Annotated in this window: 16 protein-coding genes; 9 read left to right on the top strand and 7 right to left on the bottom strand. The window is 73.5% G+C overall.

What is annotated here, in order from left to right:
* Window positions 1-3 precede the first annotated feature (3 nt).
* Window positions 4-465, top strand: coding sequence for a hypothetical protein (locus tag FXF68_RS17415; protein WP_148760346.1), 462 nt, complete (start codon window positions 4-6; stop codon window positions 463-465).
* Window positions 462-761, top strand: coding sequence for a hypothetical protein (locus FXF68_RS17410; RefSeq protein ID WP_148760344.1), 300 nt, complete (start codon window positions 462-464; stop codon window positions 759-761). Before FXF68_RS17415 ends, FXF68_RS17410 begins: the two co-directional genes overlap by 4 nt.
* Window positions 762-1,621: 860 nt before the next feature.
* Here the strand turns inward: FXF68_RS17410 and FXF68_RS17400 are convergent.
* Both FXF68_RS17400 and FXF68_RS17395 read right to left on the bottom strand, forming a co-directional pair.
* Complete coding sequence (locus FXF68_RS17400; RefSeq protein WP_148760340.1) at window positions 1,622-2,527, bottom strand: hypothetical protein; 906 nt, start codon at window positions 2,525-2,527, stop codon at window positions 1,622-1,624.
* Window positions 2,524-3,075: an RNA polymerase sigma factor gene (locus FXF68_RS17395; RefSeq protein WP_246178753.1), complete on the bottom strand. Its 552-nt coding sequence runs from the start codon at window positions 3,073-3,075 to the stop codon at window positions 2,524-2,526. The genes FXF68_RS17400 and FXF68_RS17395 overlap by 4 nt, the downstream gene beginning before the upstream one ends.
* A 204-nt stretch (window positions 3,076-3,279) precedes the next feature.
* On the opposite strand from FXF68_RS17395, the gene FXF68_RS17390 reads away from it, so the two are divergent.
* Window positions 3,280-4,041 (top strand): AfsR/SARP family transcriptional regulator, encoded by a 762-nt coding sequence (locus FXF68_RS17390; RefSeq protein ID WP_187437972.1) that lies wholly within the window; start codon window positions 3,280-3,282, stop codon window positions 4,039-4,041.
* 71 nt (window positions 4,042-4,112) lie between these two features.
* Here FXF68_RS17390 and FXF68_RS17385 read toward each other — a convergent pair whose 3' ends face one another.
* The 4 genes from FXF68_RS17385 to FXF68_RS17370 form a co-directional block, all read right to left on the bottom strand.
* On the bottom strand, window positions 4,113-4,526 hold the full coding sequence (locus FXF68_RS17385; RefSeq protein ID WP_148760336.1) for a hypothetical protein: 414 nt from the start codon (window positions 4,524-4,526) through the stop codon (window positions 4,113-4,115).
* 61 nt (window positions 4,527-4,587) lie between these two features.
* The gene (locus FXF68_RS17380; protein WP_148760334.1) at window positions 4,588-5,274 is read right to left on the bottom strand and encodes a response regulator; all 687 of its coding nucleotides are present in this window, start codon (window positions 5,272-5,274) and stop codon (window positions 4,588-4,590) included.
* Window positions 5,271-6,527, bottom strand: coding sequence for a sensor histidine kinase (locus FXF68_RS17375; protein ID WP_148760332.1), 1,257 nt, complete (start codon window positions 6,525-6,527; stop codon window positions 5,271-5,273). The genes FXF68_RS17380 and FXF68_RS17375 overlap by 4 nt, the downstream gene beginning before the upstream one ends.
* Window positions 6,521-8,209 (bottom strand): substrate-binding domain-containing protein, encoded by a 1,689-nt coding sequence (locus tag FXF68_RS17370; RefSeq protein ID WP_187437971.1) that lies wholly within the window; start codon window positions 8,207-8,209, stop codon window positions 6,521-6,523. The genes FXF68_RS17375 and FXF68_RS17370 overlap by 7 nt, the downstream gene beginning before the upstream one ends.
* Window positions 8,210-8,488: 279 nt before the next feature.
* Between FXF68_RS17370 and FXF68_RS17365 the strand changes: the two genes are divergently transcribed.
* From FXF68_RS17365 to FXF68_RS17340, 6 genes are all read left to right on the top strand, one after another.
* Window positions 8,489-10,444 carry an arabinofuranosyltransferase gene (locus FXF68_RS17365; RefSeq protein ID WP_148760328.1) on the top strand — a complete coding sequence of 652 codons (1,956 nt, stop codon included), beginning with the start codon at window positions 8,489-8,491 and terminating at the stop codon, window positions 10,442-10,444.
* A gap of 115 nt (window positions 10,445-10,559) precedes the next feature.
* Complete coding sequence (locus tag FXF68_RS44490; RefSeq protein ID WP_148760326.1) at window positions 10,560-11,444, top strand: O-methyltransferase; 885 nt, start codon at window positions 10,560-10,562, stop codon at window positions 11,442-11,444.
* The gene (locus FXF68_RS17355; RefSeq protein ID WP_187437970.1) at window positions 11,441-13,309 is read left to right on the top strand and encodes a glycosyltransferase; all 1,869 of its coding nucleotides are present in this window, start codon (window positions 11,441-11,443) and stop codon (window positions 13,307-13,309) included. Before FXF68_RS44490 ends, FXF68_RS17355 begins: the two co-directional genes overlap by 4 nt.
* On the top strand, window positions 13,306-14,901 hold the full coding sequence (locus tag FXF68_RS17350; protein ID WP_187437969.1) for a glycosyltransferase family 2 protein: 1,596 nt from the start codon (window positions 13,306-13,308) through the stop codon (window positions 14,899-14,901). Before FXF68_RS17355 ends, FXF68_RS17350 begins: the two co-directional genes overlap by 4 nt.
* Window positions 14,902-14,974: 73 nt before the next feature.
* Window positions 14,975-16,567 carry a glycosyltransferase family A protein gene (locus FXF68_RS43075; protein ID WP_222869980.1) on the top strand — a complete coding sequence of 531 codons (1,593 nt, stop codon included), beginning with the start codon at window positions 14,975-14,977 and terminating at the stop codon, window positions 16,565-16,567.
* An 89-nt stretch (window positions 16,568-16,656) separates the two neighbouring features.
* On the top strand, window positions 16,657-18,057 hold the full coding sequence (locus tag FXF68_RS17340) for a hypothetical protein (protein ID WP_222869979.1): 1,401 nt from the start codon (window positions 16,657-16,659) through the stop codon (window positions 18,055-18,057).
* 54 nt (window positions 18,058-18,111) lie between these two features.
* Here FXF68_RS17340 and FXF68_RS17335 read toward each other — a convergent pair whose 3' ends face one another.
* Window positions 18,112-18,309: a three-helix bundle dimerization domain-containing protein gene (locus FXF68_RS17335; RefSeq protein WP_148760318.1), complete on the bottom strand. Its 198-nt coding sequence runs from the start codon at window positions 18,307-18,309 to the stop codon at window positions 18,112-18,114.
* Window positions 18,310-18,424: the final 115 nt, after the last annotated feature.

Genomic DNA, 18,424 nt, shown 5'->3' with positions numbered 1-18,424 from the left:
CCGATGACCACATCCGAGACTATGGACCGGCTCCGCCGTGAGAATCCGGGCTGGGAGATCGACCACGTCGAGAGCAGGCCCGTCCCGTGGTTGGCCGTTCGCGAACCGTCCGAGAAGTGGACCGGCGGACACTCGGTGGTCGAGGCCCGGCTCCCCGGTTATCTGGGGCGGCTCATGTCCCAGGCCATCGATTTGGCTGCGTTGGCGTCCGGCAAGGACGCGCTGCCGTACGTCGAGCGCATCGAGCACCTGACCTCCTTGCGCAAGTGGTTCCCTGAGTGGGCGTTCGAGGTGTGCGAAAGCCGTCCGGTCTGGCACGGGCAGCGCAGCTACGTCGACTACGCCGAGCGGTCCGCCGCCATCACCGAGGTGCGCGGCAATGATCCCAAGGAGTTGGCGCTGCTGCTGTTGCGGCTGCCGCGCGTCGAGGCCGGGATAGGCGAGGGCACGGAGGGTGAGCGGTGAGCGCGGCGCGCCTCGCGCGTGAGGCCGAGCGGCAGATCGCCGGGTTCGCGGTGTACGAGTTGCCGGACGGCTCGTGGCGCGCGGTCTCCCAGCAGGACGGCGCGCGGATCGTCGAGCACGAGCGGTGGTGCGAGTTGGCCTGGATGTGCGTCTCGTCGCGGATCGCCGACGAGTTGCGCGTGGCGGGTGAGGAACTGGCCGCGCGGATGGCTGAGCCCGGCCGCGCCTGGCGCAACGAGCCCGGCAAGGGGATCGACGCGCAGCCGCCCGACGTCGCGCGGGAACTGCGCCGTTGAGCTAGGGCGGCGCCGCCGGTCGACCCCGCCCCCCGGTCCTGGCCGCGCCGCCCTTCCGGCACAGCACAACCCGAAGAACGAACGAGACGAGGGAGATCGATGACCCAGCTCTACGGTCGGCTGGACCCGCTGTATGAAGCCGTCCGGGGCCGCGCGCCGAAGGTGGACGCCGCCTGCGTCCACCACACCCCGGAGATGGAGGGCGGAGTGGGGAGCGTCGTGCCGACCCAGTACATGCGTGTCCACTACCGGGTGAACGGGCCCCGCCGTGTCATGTGGGATGACGTTCTCGGTGTGTACCGCTGGGGCAGCGGCCCAGATGCGGGCCTGCGGCTCGGCTGCGACGCGGACGAGGCCGCCGAGCGCCTCGCCCTGCTCGCCTTCGAACTGGCCGAAGCACGCCGGGAATGCGATGCCCTCCGTGGGTCCACGGTGCGAAAGCCCTGCCATACGACGCGGACTGGGCGGGGCCTTTCGCGGTATCGAGGACGCGCGGTTGGTCAATGTTTCCTGCCTGAGGGGATCGTGTGCGGCATGGTTGGGAGGGCCCGGGCCTGTGAGCGGTTGTCCCTGGGGGGCCGCTGGTCCGTATCTGTTTGAGGAGCCGAGTGAGGTTCGCCTCGGTGAACTGGTTGCTTTGCTGCCCCGGTCCTTGAGTTGGGGCGGCGCCGCCGGTGGGCGCGCCCGGGTCCCGGCGGTGCCGTCCCTTCGTTTATCAGAGAGGTAGTTCTGTGGGTTGTTGTAACAACACTCCGCCTTATGACGAGCTGTTTTGTGGTTGTCCTGTGGGGTGCGACTGCACTTGTGCCACCGTTTGCTGTTGTGACGGTGAACACGTCTTCGGGGTCGGTTCGGTAGAATTAGGGGCAGTCTTGGAATAGGCGGTTGTTTTGGGGTTTGGTGGTTGGGCGGGCTTTTTGGACGAACAGCATTACCTCGCCGGGGGCCCAGGGTTCGGCGTCTAGGACGTACCAGTTGCCGGGGATCTTTTCGCGGCCTACGTTGACGTAGCCTGCGGGGCCTTCGCTGTCGTAGTTGAAGACCGTGGCTTTCACGTGGCGCTTTTGGATGCGGGGCAGGGCTGCGTCGACGGTCAGGCCGCGGATGTCTACGCAGTGGAGCGCTTCGCCTGGTGTGAAGGCGCTGTTGGTGGAGTTGTACTTCTCGCCCTGCCGCGCGGGGCGTCCGATCGCGATCTGCGCTTCGTCCTTGAAGCCGATCGGGACGCGCAGGCCGCTGACGCACGTGTCGCCGCCGCCCCCGGAATAGCAGCCCTTGGACACGATCGGTTTGATGGACGCGCCGCCGTCCTGCATCACGACATGACCGGCCACGCTCGGGGACGCCGGGACCATTGTGAGTTCGATCCTCATGCCCTGGGCCGCGAATTCCTTCCGGTAGCGCTCCGGGTCGGCGTCCGGGTCCTTGATCTTCACTTCGATGTAGCGCTTGTGGTGGATGAAGCTGAGTGCGGCGACGGGCCTCGGGGCGAAGGTTCCGGGGCGGCCCGGGGACGGGACGACCCGCGTGTCCTTCTCCGAGTGCCAGGGTGCGAGGACCAGGGCTCCGGCGACGGCGCAGGCCCCCGCGGCTGCGACGAGCGGGAGGCCGAGGCTCCAGCGGCGGGCGCGGCGGGGAGCCGTCGTCGGCTCGGCGGTGATCTGGGCGAGCAGGGCGCGGCGCGTCTCGGCGCGCACCGGGCGGACGGCCTCCTCGTCGCTGAGCGGGGCGGCGTGGCGGACGAGCGCGTCCAGGTCGTTGTTCATGCGGGCTCTCCCTTCGAGCGTGCGGCGGGGGCGTGGACGGCGGGGCGGGCGGCGCGGCGCTCCAGCTCGGCGGCGAAGCGGCGGCGGGCCCGGTGCAGCCTGATCCGGGCCGCGTTGCGGGACACGCCGAGCACGGCGGCGATCTCGCCGGGGTCGAGCCCCTCCCAGGTGGCGAGGCCGAGCAGCTCCCGGTCGGCGTCCGCCAGCGCGCGGAAGGCGGCGGCGATCTCCGGGCGTTCCGGGTCGGGGACGGGCTCCGCCGCCAGGTCGCAGGCGAGGTCCTGGCCGATCCGGACGGCGAGGGCCCGGCGCCGCCGTTCCCCGCGCCGCTGGTTGGCGAGCGTCCGCCGCGCGACCCCGTAGAGGTAGAAGCGGGCGGAGCCGTCCCGTGGGACGTCGTCGAGGCGGCGCCAGGCGACCAGGAAGGTCTCGGCGATCGCGTCCGCGGCGTCGTCGGGGTCGTCCGTGCGCCTGCGCACGTAGCCGGTGACGTGTCCGAGGTGGGCCGCGTACAGCTCCTCGAACCGGGCCGATCGTTCGTTTCCCAAGTCATCTCCTCCGCGTGCCGGGGACGGATGACGGGGAGATGTCCGCCGGGCGCGCGAGCATTTCATCCGGACCGGGGGGCGTAGTGCCACGGCACTATCGGCTCGTTTTCGCGTCCGGCCAGATGGTTCTCCGGCACCTTTACCGTGCGGTGGCGCAGCCCCCAAGGTGAGCGGTGACCGTGCCGGAACGCTAGGGGAGTGGCCGTGGAAGTGCGACTGCTGGGGTCGGTGATCGCGCGATTCGGGGAAGGCGAGGCGCCGCTGAGGTCGGCGCGGACACAAGGACTGCTCGCGGTGCTGGCCTGGGAACCGAACCAGGTGATTCCCTACGCGACGCTCATCGACCGGATCTGGGACGAGTCCCTCCCCCGCCATCCGCGGGCGGCGCTCTACACGCTCGCGGCGCGGTTACGGGCGGCGTTCGGGATCGAGGGGAGGGATCGGGTGGTGCGGCGGTGCGGTGGATACGTGCTGCTCACCGCGCCCGATGCGGTAGATGTTCAGCGCTTCCGGGACGTCGTGGGCCAGGCGCGCGAGAAGGCGGGGAACGGCGCGGAGGCGGCGCGCCTTTTCGACGAGGCGATCGGGCTTTGGCGGGGCGCCCCGCTCGCGGGCATTCCGGGGACGTGGGCCGAACGGGTCCGCACGACCTTGGAGCAGGAAAGGCTGTCGGCGATGCTGGCGTGCGCCGAGGCGAGGCTGCGGCTGGGGCGGTACGCCGAAACCGTGCCGTTCCTGGCGGGGCTCGCCGACGAACATCCTTTGGACGAGCGGATCGCGAGCCTTCTCATGGTCGCCCTTTACCGCTGCGGGCGGCAGGGCGACGTGCTCGAACGCTACACGGTGGTTCGCAGGAGACTGGTCGGGAATCTCGGCGTGGAGCCGGGAGCCTCGATCAGCGAAATTCACCGGCGAATTCTCCGCGGCGAACTCGTCTCCGTCGCCTCCCGCGCCGACGGGCGATGAAAGGGCTTCCGGCATGCCGCCGAGCCGGCGCTCGGCCGGCTCGGCGGATCCGGAGAACGGAACGGGGCGGGTCAGCAGTGGGCGAGCCGGACGCGGCCGACGCTTCCGCCGACGTGCCAGATCTTCTTGCGTCCGTGGGTCCGGGGGTTGACGCGGATGCACGCGGTCACGTTGCCGGTCCCCGGGACGTGGACCTTGATCTTGATGTAGCTCTTGTGGGAGCAGTGGTTGTTGAAATAGAAGGTCGTGGACGCGCGGCCCGGCGAGTACGAGACGGTGAACCGCTTGTCGCGCGGCCGGGTGCACCGCTTGCTCAGCCGCCGGGTGCTGAGGGGCGTCGCGGCCGGGGTCCCCGCGCCCGCCTGCTTGACGGTGACGTGCGACGCCGGGGCCGCCGGGGGCGCCTCGGCCATGGCCGGGGTGGCGAGCGCGGTCAGCGCCAGCGCGGAGACGCCCACCGTTCGGGCCAGTTTCGTGGACTGCATTTCTTGCTCCTTTCTCAGGTGCGGAACTGCGTACCTGAGAAGTGTCGCGAGACCGCCTTTCTCATTTCTGTCGAGGATCTGTCGGCGGGGATTCGTCCGTGCGCAGCCACCGGGCGATGGCCGCGCCGCGCGTCCCGACCCCGAGTTTCGCGAAGATATGGCTCACGTGGTTCTTCACCGTGAATTCGGAGATGACCAGGGCGCGGGCGATCTCGGCGTTGGTGCGGCCCCGGGCGATGAGGTCCATGACGGTGCTCTCGCGCGATGTGAGGCCGAATTCGTCCCGGCCGGGCGGCGTCCCCCCGGCGGAGGGCGTTCGGCGGAGCGCCTCCACGACGGCCGTGCTCGCCGCGGGCGACAGCGGGCTGGCCCGCCCGCCGACCGTGTCGCGGATCGCGGCGACCAGCTCGGGCATGTCGAACGCGCCGTGGACGAGGTACCCCGACGCCCCGTTGCGGATCGCGTCGCCGATCAGCCCGGCGTCCGTGGCGTAGGACAGCATCAGCACCTTGGCGACGCGGCTGAGCGGCCCGGCGGCGGCCACGCCGTCCAGGACCGGCATCCGGACGTCGAGCAGCACGATGTCCGGGCGGAGCCGCCCGGCCAGCTCGATGGCGTGGCGTCCGTCCACGGCCTCGCCGACCACCTCGACGTCGGCGGCGCGCAGCAGCGTCACGAGCCCGCTGCGGACGATCGGGTTGTCCTCGACGACCAGCGCGCGGATCCGCGGCGGCGGCCCGGCGGTCACGGCGCGCGCCCGTCGTCGTCGCCCGCCGGGACCAGCAGATGGACCGTCGTGCCCCGGCCCGGTGCGCCGTCCACGGTGAGCCGCCCGCCGATCCGGTGCGCGCGCTCGCGCATGCCGACCAGGCCGTAGTGGCCGTCGCGGGCCAGCAGGTCCAGCCGTCCGTCCGGGGGAGGGACGAAGCCGCGCCCGTCGTCGCGGACGGCCAGCGCCAGGCACGCTGCGTCGGCGGAGCCGCTCACCGTGACGTTCCGCGCGTCCGCGTGCCGCTCGACGTTGGCGAGCGCCTCCCGGACGATCGAGACGATCTCGTGCCGGACGGCCGTCGCGCCGTACCCGCCGACCGCGTCGGGGAGGTGCATGACAGCGGCGATGCCGGTCCGCGCGCTCCACTGCGCGACGACGGCGGCGAGCGCGCCGTCGAGCGGCCACCGGTACAGGTCGTCGCGCAGGTCGGCCAGCAGGTCACGGGCCTGCCGGGCGGCGACCCGCAGCCCGGCGACGATGGCGCGGGCGTCCGCCTCGGCCTGCTCAGGCGACCGGCGGACCCACACCGGCAGCGCCTCGGCCGACATGCTGATCCCCTGCAGCGTCTTGGCGAGCGAGTCGTGCATCTCGCGGGCCAGCCGGGCGCGCTCCTCCGCCGCGGACCGCTCCGCCGAGAGCGCCGCCGCCGCGTCCCGGTGCCGTTCCTCGAGGACGGCGTAGTCGTCCAGGAACCGGCGCAGCGCCACCCCGGCGCAGGCCGCGAGCGGGTAGAAGGCGGGCAGCCCGATCAGGACGGGCGGGGCGGCGTCCGGCCCGGTCCCGCCCGCAGCGGCGGCGAAGAACAGCGCCGTCTGCGCCGCGCAGACGACCAGCACCGCCCGCCATTCGTACAGCACCCCGGCGATCGCGGACGTGAGGACGGTGACCGCGAAATACGGCCCGCCCGCCCCGGCGGCGAGCAGCACCGGGCACATGAGCAGGGCGTCCAGGCACCACAGCGCCGGATGGCGCAGCAGCAGGGACAGGACGCCGCGCCAGGCCAGGCAGGCGGCGGCCGTTCCCGCGCCGACCGCCGCGACCGCGAGCATCAGTGCCGTGTCGCGCCAGCCGTCCGGGACGAGCAGGACCGTCATGGCGAGCACCAGGCCCCGCAGCACGAGCAGTACGCGGAACGCCACGCCGAGCCGCGCGCGGTCGGGACGCTGCCCGGCAATCGTCGGCACGGCGGGGGTCGGCACGGCGGGGGTCGGCACGGCGGGGGTCAGCACTGGGGCGGGCTGCAGACGCGCATCAGGTCGGAGTTCCGGAACAGTTCCTCGATTCCCTCCGGGTTCCTGATCTGGAACGACTGCCCCTGCACCGCCCCGGTGAGCTGTTTCAGCCCCGGGTCGAGCCCGCTGCCGAAACCGACGACCACGAAGACGATCGGGCGCGCGGGATCGACCTGCCGCCGCAGCCGTTCGAGCGCCTTTCCGAATTGCGCGGGCGGACGCCCGTCCGCGCCCATCGCGGTGAGCACCAGCACCACATTGATCTGGTCGCCGTCGTAGCGGCGCTTCATCTCCTGATAGGCGGCGACGACCGATTCGTAAATGGCGCCGTCGCGGGCGCGCCGGGGGCGGATCGCGTTGAGCCGCTGCTCCAGGACGAGCCGGTGGGTGGTGCCCGTCGTCCGGGTGCGGCCGCCCAGCCCGCCGATCCCGGCGACCGGACGGTAGGGGCGGTGCGCCTCGCCGGACGTCGTCCACAGGCCGAACTCCGAGTCGTCCCCGACCAGGTTGAGGCCCCGGTTCAGGGAGACCAGCATGGCGTCCAGGCGGGTCCCGCCAGGGCGGATGGCGTCGCGCCAGGCCGCGCCGGTCATCGCCGTTCCGGCCGGGCCGGACGGGTCGACCAGCGCGAGCACGTTGATCTCCTGCTTGAAGCTCCGCCACGTCTGCTGGATCCGGGACGCCGCGCCGGGGCTCGCCAGCGGGAGGATGCGCGGCAGCGGCGTGGAGAGTGCCCCTCCGGCCGCCTTAGTCCGGCTGCCGCGGAGCCCGCGCCGGTTCAGTTCCGCGACGCCGGACGGGGACCGGAAGCGGCGGAGGAGATCGTCCGCGCGCCGCTGCCCGGCGAGGTCGGCCGTGGTGACGGTGAAGGGGAAGTCCAGCGCGGGCGTGCCGGACGCCGGGTAGACCGTGCCGGGCCGCCCCGGTGGCCAGCGCGTCGCCTGCTGCTCCGAGACCACGGCGACCTGCCCGGACGCGCCCTCGGCGGGGTCGCTCAGCGCGGCGCGCGGGTCCTCGTCCGGGTCCAGCGTCTCGATCGTGCGGAGCGTCGCGGCGAACCGCTTGAGCGAGGTGAATCCCTGCCCCTGCCCGATGGAGTCCTGGAGCGCGAGCAAGGACGCCATCCCGGACGCCGTCCGCGCGGGGTCCGGGACCCGCACCACGAGGTCGTTCCCCGCTTCGGACCGGTCGGCGTCCGTCCCGTCCGGAAGGGCGGCGAGGAGGCCGGCCCACGTCCGGTCGTCCGGCGCGCCTTCGTCCGGGGGATAGGCGAACAGCAGCGGCGAGACGGCCACGGACGCCGACCGTCCGAGGACGGTGCGCCCGGACGGCCCGCCCCGCGCGAGGTCGAGCCATAACTCCGAGTCCGGGATCCAGACGTCGGGGACGTTCCGCCCGGCGGAGATCGCGGCGGCCGTGTCGGCGGACGACTCAGCCACGACCCTCACGGCGGCGCACCGGCCGGACCCCTCCCGCGCCGCGAGCGCGGACGCCGCCGGCGCGATCGCCGGATCGGCCTTCACGACCAGCGACGCCTCATCACGCGCGCATTCATCGCCATTCGCGATGAGCGCCCAGCCGCCGCCTCCGAGAAGCAGTCCCGCGCCGAGCGCGACGGCCGCCGCGACACTGATCCGGTCGCGGCGGGAACGGGGCGAGCGTGCGGTGTAGGGATCCATTCTGAGCCGTCCTTGGTACCGGGACGCCCGAAGCGCGACGCGGGGCCGAACGGAAACTCGACCCACTTCTCTTGACGGGCGTGACCACGACTGTAGCCCCATCCGACCAATCCCGAATTCCGTCCGAGCAACTCGGAGAATCGGGGATGAAGCGCATTTTTGCTGATCACGTCGGCGACTCGTGTTCATGGACCGTTTTAATCGCCGTAGCGTCCGGAGGCACACCGCCTGTGGCAGCATGTGCACCCCATCCTCGTGGCGTGCCGGGGGGCCGCGACCGTGAAACCCGCGCTGGGTGTCGACGAGCAGGACGAAGAGCCGGTCGGCGACGAGCCGCGGGCCGCGCAGGAGCCGCGGGCCGCGCAGGAGCCGAGGCGGCGGCGCCGGGTGGGCGTGCTGTCGGCGGTGCCCGTCTGGGCGGTCGCCGCGCCGCTCGCCGCCGCCGCGCCCGCCGCCTTCGGCCTGGACCCGTTCCGGCAGGCGGACGCCGACGTCCCGCTCGCGATCGGCGGCGCCGCGACCGCGCTGGCCGCCTGCCTCGCGCTCTGGCGGCGCGGCGGTCCCGCGATCACCGGCGCGGCGGCGGGCCTCTTCGCCGCCTGGACCGTCCTGCTCCTGCGCACCGCCTGGCAGGGCACGCCCTTCCCGGCGGGAGGCGTCTACGGCGACGCCGGACGCATGGCCGCGATGGCCACCCGCTACACGGTCGGCTCGGCGAGCGCCGACGGCATCGTCGCGGGCGTCCCCTCCGAGTACCCGCCGCTGCTGCCCTGGCTGATCGGCAAGTCCGCGCTGGTCCTGGACGTCCCGGCGTGGCGGATGGTCGCGCCCGCGCTGATCCTCGTCGTGTCCGCGTCGGTCGTCGCGGCGTTCCTGCTGTGGTCGCGGCTGACCTCGCCGGGCGCGGCGCTCGCTATCGCCGCGCTCGGCCTCGCCGCGTTCGGCAAGCCGGACAAGGCGCACGAGGTCCTGTCCCTCGCGGTCGTCGTCCCGCTGCTCCTGCTCGCGGTCGCGAAGCCGCCGCGCGGGCGCCTGCACTGGCTGCCCGCCGGGCTCGCCGGGGGCCTCGCGGCGCTCGTCCACTTCGGCTACCTGGTGTACGCGGCGCCCGGCATCCTCGCGCTGGTGTGGCTGACCTGGCGCGGCGAGGACGACCGCCGCGCGTACGCGTGGCACGTCGGCCGCGTCGTCGCCGTGATGCTGGCCGTGTCGTCGTGGTACGTCGTCCCGTACGGGTGGGCGATGCTGCACGGCGGGCAGCAGGTCGCCGACACCTACGAGTCGAGCGCGATCTCGTCCAACCCGCTCCCGTTCCTCGCGATGACTCCGCTCGGCGTCGCGCAGGCGGCCGGGGCGGTCGGCCTCGTCTGGCTGCGCCGGACGGCGTGGTGGGCGACGCCGCTGCTCGCCGTGGTGCTCGGCGCGTACGGCTACTACCTGATCAGCATGGCGCGGTTCGTCACGACCGGGCACACCGGGCTGCTGCACTACGTGTTCCCGCTGGTGTCCGCGTGCCTGCTCGCCGCCGCCGCGCTCACCGCCGTCCACGCCGCCCCGGCGCTGGCGCGGCGGGCCGCGACGCCCTTCCCGCGCGGCGGCGGGACCGCCGTCGCCGCCGTCGTCCTCGTCTTCACCGGGTACACGTACTGGCAGCTCAACATGCCCGTCACGCACTGGACGCCGGGACGCGACGGCGTCGCCGTCCCCGACCTCGCCGCCGCCGGGCCGCAGAACCGGCAGGCCGCCCGCGCCCACGTCCAGCCGCTCCCGGACGGCCGCCGTTCCGAGTTCAGCGGCGAAGCCGCGCAGGCGGGCGCCCCGACCTGGTTCCCCGTCGAGCCGGTGCGGCGCGCGGTCGAGAACGTCCTCGGGACGGACGCCCGGCCCCGCACCCTGTCGTCCGACGAGCAGTTGTTCGCGTTCCTGCCCTGGCGCGGGTACATCGCCGTCGACCGCGGCTCCGCCGGCGGCCCGACCCGCTGGGACGACCGCTTCGCCGAGCTGACCAGGCTCTCCCGGACCACCGACCCGGCGGCCTTCGCCGCCGCCTCGGCGAAAACGCGGTTCGGGCCGATCGACGTATTCGTGCTGCGCCGCGACGGCGGGGAACTGGTGTGGCGTCCGGGCGGTGCGCGGGGCGTGCTGCGCTTCCAGCCGCGGCAGTTCGACCCGGCCGCATTCGTGCTGGTGGACGGGCTTCCCGCGAACACTTCGGTCGCCATCCGCCGCCGGTGAATAACGGGCGAATAGCTCGTGAAAGGTAACTCGGCAATGGCCGCATCCGCCCATTGCGCCCCGTGTGCCGCTCGATACTACGAGGCGGCAGGTTTCGCACGGAAAGGCTGTCCGGATGCTCGATGGCGTGAACGCGGCGTGGCTCACGGCCGCCGTCGGCGTATCCGCGGCGGCGGCGGTGCCGGTCCTCATCGTGCTGCGCCGGGCCAGACGCTGGGCGTCGATCGTCACGCGTCGGCTGATCGGCCTCGACGAGCGGCTCGCGTCCGTGACCACGGCGGTGGGCGACGGGCTGCGACCCCGGTTGGACAAGCTCAGCGGCGAGGTGTCCGCCGTGTCCACCGGCCTCGCGGACCTGGAGCGGACGAGCGCCGCCCGCTACGACCAGCTCGAGGCGTACATCGACCTGCGGAGCCTCGTCCGGCCGCGCGCCCCGATGCCGCCGCTGCGCGGCTGGGCGGCGTCCCCGGACGTCCTGCGCCACCTCACCGAGGCCGTCGCGCGGCGGCGGCCGAAGCTGATCGTCGAGTGCGGGAGCGGGTCGTCCAGCGTGTGGCTCGGGTACTTCGCCGAGCAGCTCGCGTCCGCGCGGGTCGTGTGCCTCGAACACGACGAGCGGTACGGGGAGCTGTCCCGCGAGCTGATCCGCGCGCACGGCCTGGACGGCGTGGTCGAGATCCGCAGCGCCCCGCTCGCCGACTGGACGTCCGGCGACCGCGCCTACCCCTGGTACTCCGTCGAGGCGCTGGAAGACCTCGCCGACATCGGGGTCCTCTTCGTGGACGGCCCCCCGGCCGCCACCGGCCCGCAGGCCCGCTACCCGGCGGTCCCGCTGCTGCTGCCGCGGTGCGCGGCGGACGCGGTGATCGTCCTGGACGACTCGCGCCGCGCCGAGGAGACCGCCGTCAGCGACCGGTGGCTGGCCGAGCACCCCGAGATCGAGCGGACCGTCCTGCCGTTCGAGAAGGGCGCGCACGTGTTCACCCGGCGGACGACATGATCCCGGAGCTGATCCGGGGCGTCCTCGCCGAACCGCCGCCGTCGTCGCTGTTCGCGATCGGGTTCCGTCCGGAGGAGGAGGCGGCCGTCCGCGAACTGGCCCCCGGCGGAGTCGTCGACCTGGACGCCGCCGAGGAACCCGCCGACCACGGCGGTTCCGGGACGGTCGCCGTGCTCGCCCGCACCTTCACCGACCTCCGCCGCGCGGCGTCCCTCGCGGCGCTGCTTCCGAAGGCGGCGCGGCACGTGGTCGCGGTGGCGGTGTCGTCCGCCGACCGGCCCTTCCTCCCGGCGTCCGTTCCCGGATCGCTCTCCTTCCAGGCGCGGCGCGGGAAGGCGGGCGAGTGGGTCGTGGAGATCGCGTTCGCCGGGCCGCGCCCGGTGGGGGAGTCGGTCGCCGCGCTCGTGCGCGGGCAGGGCGGGCACCGGCTCCGGCCGGTCCCGGGCCCGCGGGTCGCGCTGGCCGGGCCTGGGGCGTCGCACTGGCGTCCCGGCGATCCCGGCGCGACGCCGACGACGCCGCGCGGCCCGCTCGGGAACCCGGACGGCCCTCCGCCCGCCGACGTCGTGCTCCGCACGTCCCCGGATCCCGGCGAATGGTCTGATCCGAGGGTCGAGATCGTGATCGACCGGCCGTCGTCCGGCGGCGGGACCCTCTACGAGATGGACGCCGTCCCGCCGGTCGACGAGCGTTCGGTCAACCCGACCGGCTTCGTCACCGACCCGAAGCTCGGGGACGCGGTGCTCACCCTGGTGGGTGACCGCTGGTGCGTCCGGGCGGGCTCGGACGACCTCGTGCTGTTCCCGGAGTCGGGGGCCGTGACCGACGCCGACGTCGACCGGCTCCGCCAGGTGCGCGCCGTGACCGTCGACTGGGGGACGGGCGCCCGCCCTCTCGCGACCGCGCGGGTCGTCGCCGGGCTCGCCGCCGCCGGGGTCCCGCTCCGCGCCGAGCAGGTGCCGCCCTGGGCGATGGCGCTCGGCGGCGACCTCACCGCCGCCTTGATCGCAACCGCGGACATGGCCGACGACCTGCGCCGGGAGGAGCACAGCGTGCGGCTCCGCCGGGCGGCGCTGCGCGGCCATTCGACCGAGGCGCGCTGGCGGAGCCTCGCCCTGGCGGCCGGGCTGCCGGTCCCGCCCCGGCCGACCGCGTCGGTCGTGCTGTGCACGCGCCGCCCGGAGTTCCTCGGGTTCGCGCTGGGGCAGATCGCCGCGCAGCGGGACGTCGACCTGGAGGTCGTCCTCACCCTGCACGGGATTCCGGCGGACCTGCCCGAGGTGAAGGCGGCGGTCACCGCCTTCGACCGGCCGTTCACGGTCGTCGAGGTGCCCGCCGACGTCCCGTTCGGCGTCGCGCTCAACCTCGGCGTCGCACGGGCCTCCGGTCGGTACGTGGCGAAATGGGACGACGACGACTGGTACGGCCCGGACTTCCTCGCCGACATGCTGCTCGCGTCCGGCTACAGCGGTGCTGAGCTGGTCGGATGCCATGCTCAGTTCGTCTATCTGGGGCAGATAGACCTCACGATCTACCGGAAGGCGCGCTCCGAGCTGATGGGCCGTTGGATCTCGGGGGGAACGTTCGTCATGGAGAGACCCGTCCTCGATGCGGTGGGAGGGTTCCCGCCCGTCCCGCGCCATGTCGACGCGGCGCTCGTCGACCTCCTCACGGCGGCGGGCGGGCGGACCTACGGCGCGCACAGCCTCGGCTACGCCCTCCACCGCCGCGCCGCCGGGCACACCTGGAACCAGCCCGTCACCTACTTCCTCCGCGCGGCGGCCCGGCAGTGGCGCGGACGCCGGTTCAGCTCCTTCATCACCCCGGAGCGATTCCCCCTGCCCGCGATCGGGGACGTCCGATGAGCACGTCCGAAGCGCCGCGCATCCGGCACAACGACTACGGGACCCTGGCGCCGCCGAAGATCGGCGAATGGGAGCCCCGGCTGTCCGTCTCCGTCGTGATCCCGGCCTACGGGAACCAGGAGAAACTGGACCTCACGCTCGCGTCGCTCGCCGCGCAGACGTACCCCTCCCGGCTGCTGGAGGTCGTGGTCGTGGACGACGGCAGCGCGCCGCCGCTGCGGCTGCCGGAGATCGTCCCGGAGCGGGCGCGCCTGATCCGCACCGGCGGCGACGGCTGGGGACGCGCGCACGCCTGCCGCACCGGGTCCCTCGCCGCCGACGGCGACGTCGTCCACTGGCTGGACGCCGACCTGATCGCCTTCCCCGAGCACGTCGAGGCCCAACTGCGCTGGCACCACCTCGCCGACTACCTCGCCGTCCTCGGCTACAAGCGGTTCGTCGAAGCGGACGAGGGCTGGCCGACACCACAGGCGGTGTTCGAGGCGATCGAGGGCGGCTCGGCGGAGAAGCTGTTCGACCTCGGCCGGAGCCGCCGGCACGAGTGGGTCGAGGACATGATCGACGCGACGGACGGCCTGCGGAAACACGGTTCGCGCAGCTTCCGCGTCCACGTCGGCGCGACCGCCTCCGTCCACGCCTCCCTGCTCAAGGCCGCCGGAGGGATGGACGACTCGCTCGTCCTCGGCGAGGACGTCGAGCTGGGCTACCGGCTGGCGCAGCGTGGCGCGGTGTTCGTCCCCGAGCCGGCGGCGCGGAGCTGGCACCTCGGGCCCTCCACGCAGATGCGCGACGAGGAGCGGCTGACCCGGCACAACGAGCCGTACCTGAGCCACCGGCTGCCGATGCACCGCGACTGGCGGCGCCGAGGCACGGGACGGCAGTGGCTCGTCCCGTGCGTGGACGTCGTCGTCGACGCGCGCGGACGCCCGCACGAGGAGGTGCGCGCCACCGTCGGCGCGGTCCTCGCGAGCACCCTGCCCGACGCGGCCGTGACGATCGTCGGGCCCTGGTCCGGGCTGGGCGGCGAGCGCCGCGCCCCGCTCGACGACCCGCTGCTCGACCTGCGGCTGACCCGCGCCGCGTTCGCCCACGACGGACGGGTGACCTTTGCCGAGGAGGCCGCGCCGACGTCCGCGCCCGCGCCGTTCCGGCTGACCTGCCCGCCCGGCTGGGCGCCGACGTTCGACGCGCTCCAGCGGCTGCTGGAACTGGCCGAGACCGAGGACTTCGGCGCCGTCCTGCTCGCGCTGCCCGAGGCCGATGGGCTGAAGGTCGCGCGGTTCGAGCGGACCGCCGCCGTCGCCCGCGCGCTCGCCGTCCGGACGGACGGCGAGGACCTCGACGACGTCGTCTACGCGACGTACGGGTCGGTCTGGATCGACGGAACGGAGTGGGCCCTCGTCCCCGCCGCCGACGCCGCGCCGCCCTCCCGGCGCACCGAGGACCTGCTCACCTGGAAGAAGCGGGCCGAGCGGTGGGAGGCCGAGGCGGACCGGCTCCGGCGCAAGCTCAGAGCCCCGCTGAGCACGAAGCTGCTGGAGGCCGCCCACGGTCGGACCTCCCGCCTGAGACGACGCAAGGAGCCCCGATGACCGGAGCGGAGCGAGGATCGTCGGGACTCCGTCCCGGGGGTCTGGGGGTCGGCCCCCAGAAAGGCGGAGCCCGATGACCGCGCAGCCTCGTGTCAAGGAGAACGACTACGGGTCTCTCCGGCCGGCGGAGCTCGGCTGCTGGGAGCCCACCCTGACGGTGAGCGTGGTGATCCCCGCGTACGGGTCGCAGGACAAGCTCGACCTGACGCTCGCCGCGCTCGCCGCGCAGACCTACCCCTCGCGCCTGCTCGAAGTCGTGATCGCCGACGACGGCAGCGACCCGCCGCTGCGGCTGCCGGAGATCCGGCCGGAGCTGTGCCGGATCGTGCCGAGCCTGTCCGGCGGCTGGGGCTGCGCGCACGCCTACCGCTCCGGCGCGCTCGCGGCGGAGGGCGACGTGATCGTCCGGCTGGACGCCGACATGGTCTGCTTCCACGACAACGTGGAGGCGCAGCTCCGCTGGCACCACCTCGCCGACCACATCGCCGTCGTCGGGCACAAGCGGTTCGTCGACTACCGGCCCGGCGCGCTGACGCCGCGGGAGGTCCACGACGCGGTGGCGCGCGGCGGGGCCGAGAAGCTCTTCGAGTCGGACGCCTACGAGCTCCACCACTACGAGAAGTTCATCGAAGAGACCGACATGCTCCGCGCGGCGGGCGCGCAGGCGTCCCGGATCTTCACCGGGGCGTCCGCGTCCTACCACCGCGAGTTCTACCTCGACGCGGGCCAGGTCGACGGCGACATGATCCTCGGCGAGGACACCGAGTTCGGGTACCGGCTCGGGCAGGCCGGGGCGGTGTTCGTCCCGGAGATGGCGAGCAGCAGCTGGCACCTCGGCTGGTCCACCACGATGACGGACGGAGAGCGCGCCACCCGCTACTGCCAGCCGTTCTACGCCAACCGGGTGCTCGTCCCGCGCAAGCGCAGGCCCGACCCCGGGCGGACGTGGAAGGTCCCCGGCGTCGAAGCGGTCGTGGACGTGTCCGAGGCGACGTGGGAGCAGGCCCGCGCGACGGTGAGCGGCCTCGCGTCCGGCCTCGTGTCGGACGTGGGTGTGGTCCTGGCCGGGCCGTGGTCGCGGCTCGACGACGGCCGCCGCGACATCCTCGGCGACCCGCTCCTCGACCTGCGCCTCATCCGCGAGGGCCTCGGGGACGACGGCCGCGTTCGCCTCGTCGAGTCGGCGCCGGACACCGCGTTCCCCGCGCCGTACCGCTTCCGCTGCCCCGCCGGATGGGTGCCCGGCTCCACGACGCTCCGCCGTCTCATCCAGCTCGTGGAGAAGGAGGGGTACGGCCTCGTGATCCTCGACCTGCCGGGCGACGCCCAGGCCCGGTTCGAGCAGACCCGCGCCTTCGCCCGCGCCGCCCGCGTGACCGAACCCGGCGGCGACAGGGACGAGGCCGTCGCCGAGATGTTCGGCGCGCACACCGTGGACGGCGCCGACTACGGGCTCGAACCGGCCGGGGACGAGAGCGTCCCGAAACCGCCGGTCGACTGGCAGGCCAAGGCCGAGAAGTGGGAGGCCGACGCCCGCAAGTGGCAGAGCCGCGCGAACACCCTCGACGGCGAGCTGAAAACGGTGCGGGCCGAGCTCAACGCCCAGTTGCAGCGCCGGCTCCGGCGCCGGATCGGACGCCTCCGCCGCCGCCTGCTGCGCCGCTGAACGACCGGCGCCCCAGCGAACCGGATTGTCACCTCGACACGTTCCGGAATTCACAGGGCCGCAATTTCGGCCGCCTAATGTCCTCGATCATGAAACCTTCCCCAGGCGCAGTGATCCTCGCGGCGGCCGGAGCGCTGGCCGTACCGCTGGCGGCGACCCCGGCGAGTGCCGCCGCGCACGGTCCCGAGTCGATCGTCGTGCGGCGCGGCGGGCCCGCGCGCGGGCTGCCGTTCGTCGCGTCCCGGAGCGGGGAGGCGGTCGCGACGTTCACGGTCGCCGCGCCCGGCGTCTCGTGGGCGCGCAGGGGCGCGGAGGCCGCCGTGGTCGCCGTCGCCGTGGACGGACGGCACGTCACCGACCTCGTCGTCCCCTCGGCGGAGCCGACCGCGCGGAGCGTCGCGCTCGGCTCCGTCCGGCGCGGCGAGCACCGCCTGACCTTCGCGTTCGCGAGCGCGGGGAGCGCGGCGGCGGCCCGCCGCGTCACGGTCCGGCGGCCCCGGGCCGGGACGCCGCGCGCCGACCAGGTCGCGCTGCGGCACGCCCCGATCGTCGTCGGCCGCACGCTGCCGCAGCTCGGCGACGCCTACCAGAACGCCCGCACCGACACCCCGCTGCTGGCCTGGCACGAGGAACTGCCCGCGACCAAGCCAGGGCACCGCGTCCTGGAGTACTCGGTGGTGTGGAGCAACGAGGACGGCGGCACCGACACCCCCGCCCTAATGGCCCGCTGGGGACGCACCACCGACATCGAATGGGTGTACCGGGTCGAGGTGGACGCGGACGGGCGGCGCGTCCCCGGCACCGGCGTCTACCAGGCCCCCAACCACCAGACGCTCGCGTTCGCCGGACGCTACGAGGGCGACCACCCGCTCCTCCAGACCTGCACGGTGAACAACAACATGTGCGACACCGTGACCCCGGACGCGAAACTGCGCTTCTTCCTCGACTCGACGCCGACCCGTCCAGCAGACCGCGCCCGCGAAGTCGTCATGGACCGCTCGCCCTGGACCTATCCGGTGATGGCGCAGGAAATGGTCCGCGAAAACAAGATCGAAAACCCGGCGGACCCGGCCACCCCGCAGGTCGGAGACCAGCGCACCTACCTTTTCCTCGAATTCAAGAAGAAGACGGGCGCGCCCACCGGGATCGGCTCGATCCCCGGGGTGTCGATCGGAGTGCGGCTCAAGCGCGACCCGGGCACCCTCTACCGCTCCGACCATTCGACGCCGTCGTGGTCGATCGAGCGGGACCTTCCCGCCGCCACCACCGTCGAACTCCCGGCCGGCGCCAAGGTCGCGGACATCGCGAGCGTCGAGGCGGTCCGGCAGCCGATGGGCGCGGGCGACAACGGCGCCCCGGCCACCGTGACCTCGATCAACCGGGGCTTCTTCCTCGACGCCGGGTACCTGCCGCAGGCGTCCGGGATCGCGTGGAAGGGGTCGGTCACGCTGACGCCCGCCTCCCCGTCCGCCGTGCTCTGGAAGCCCTGACGCGCTCTGGGAGCCCTGACGGCCGGTACCGCGCCGGTGCCGCGCCAGGGGCGGTCAGCCCGACAGCGCCCGGCGCGCGTCCCGCTCGACCAGGATCGGGACGAAGTCGCGCACCGGACGCCCGTCGAAGCGGTGGTGGATCGCGCTGACCGCCTCGGCGACCTCGTCCGCGCCGTGCGTGTCGCCGTACGCCTTCATCAGCCGGGCGGTGACCTCTGTCATGGCCGTCTTCTCGCGCGCCGCAGTGTCCATGTCCAAAATGCTTCCTCGGAAATGCGCGATGCGCAACGCCCCAGCGCCGATGGATTTTCACCGGTGACCGGATGCGGCCGGGCATAACGATTTGAGGCCAAAGGGTGCCGCTTTG

Origin of the sequence: Actinomadura decatromicini, from assembly GCF_008121305.1 — a bacterium.
GTDB classification, from domain to species: Bacteria; Actinomycetota; Actinomycetes; order Streptosporangiales; family Streptosporangiaceae; genus Spirillospora; species Spirillospora syzygii.
The sequence above is the reverse complement of the archived record's forward strand: the minus strand, read 5'-3'. Positions and strand labels throughout refer to the sequence as shown.

Bases quoted from the DNA above. Each gene is read 5' to 3' on its own strand.
- FXF68_RS17415 (WP_148760346.1), top strand. From the start codon at position 4: ATGACCACATCCGAGACTATGGACCGGCTCCGCCGTGAGAATCCGGGC.
- FXF68_RS17400 (WP_148760340.1), bottom strand. From the start codon at position 2,527: ATGAACAACGACCTGGACGCGCTCGTCCGCCACGCCGCCCCGCTCAGC.
- FXF68_RS17385 (WP_148760336.1), bottom strand. From the start codon at position 4,526: ATGCAGTCCACGAAACTGGCCCGAACGGTGGGCGTCTCCGCGCTGGCG.
- FXF68_RS17370 (WP_187437971.1), bottom strand. From the start codon at position 8,209: ATGGATCCCTACACCGCACGCTCGCCCCGTTCCCGCCGCGACCGGATC.
- FXF68_RS44490 (WP_148760326.1), top strand. From the start codon at position 10,560: ATGCTCGATGGCGTGAACGCGGCGTGGCTCACGGCCGCCGTCGGCGTA.
- FXF68_RS17355 (WP_187437970.1), top strand. From the start codon at position 11,441: ATGATCCCGGAGCTGATCCGGGGCGTCCTCGCCGAACCGCCGCCGTCG.
- FXF68_RS17350 (WP_187437969.1), top strand. From the start codon at position 13,306: ATGAGCACGTCCGAAGCGCCGCGCATCCGGCACAACGACTACGGGACC.
- FXF68_RS43075 (WP_222869980.1), top strand. From the start codon at position 14,975: ATGACCGCGCAGCCTCGTGTCAAGGAGAACGACTACGGGTCTCTCCGG.
- FXF68_RS17340 (WP_222869979.1), top strand. From the start codon at position 16,657: ATGAAACCTTCCCCAGGCGCAGTGATCCTCGCGGCGGCCGGAGCGCTG.
- FXF68_RS17335 (WP_148760318.1), bottom strand. From the start codon at position 18,309: ATGGACACTGCGGCGCGCGAGAAGACGGCCATGACAGAGGTCACCGCC.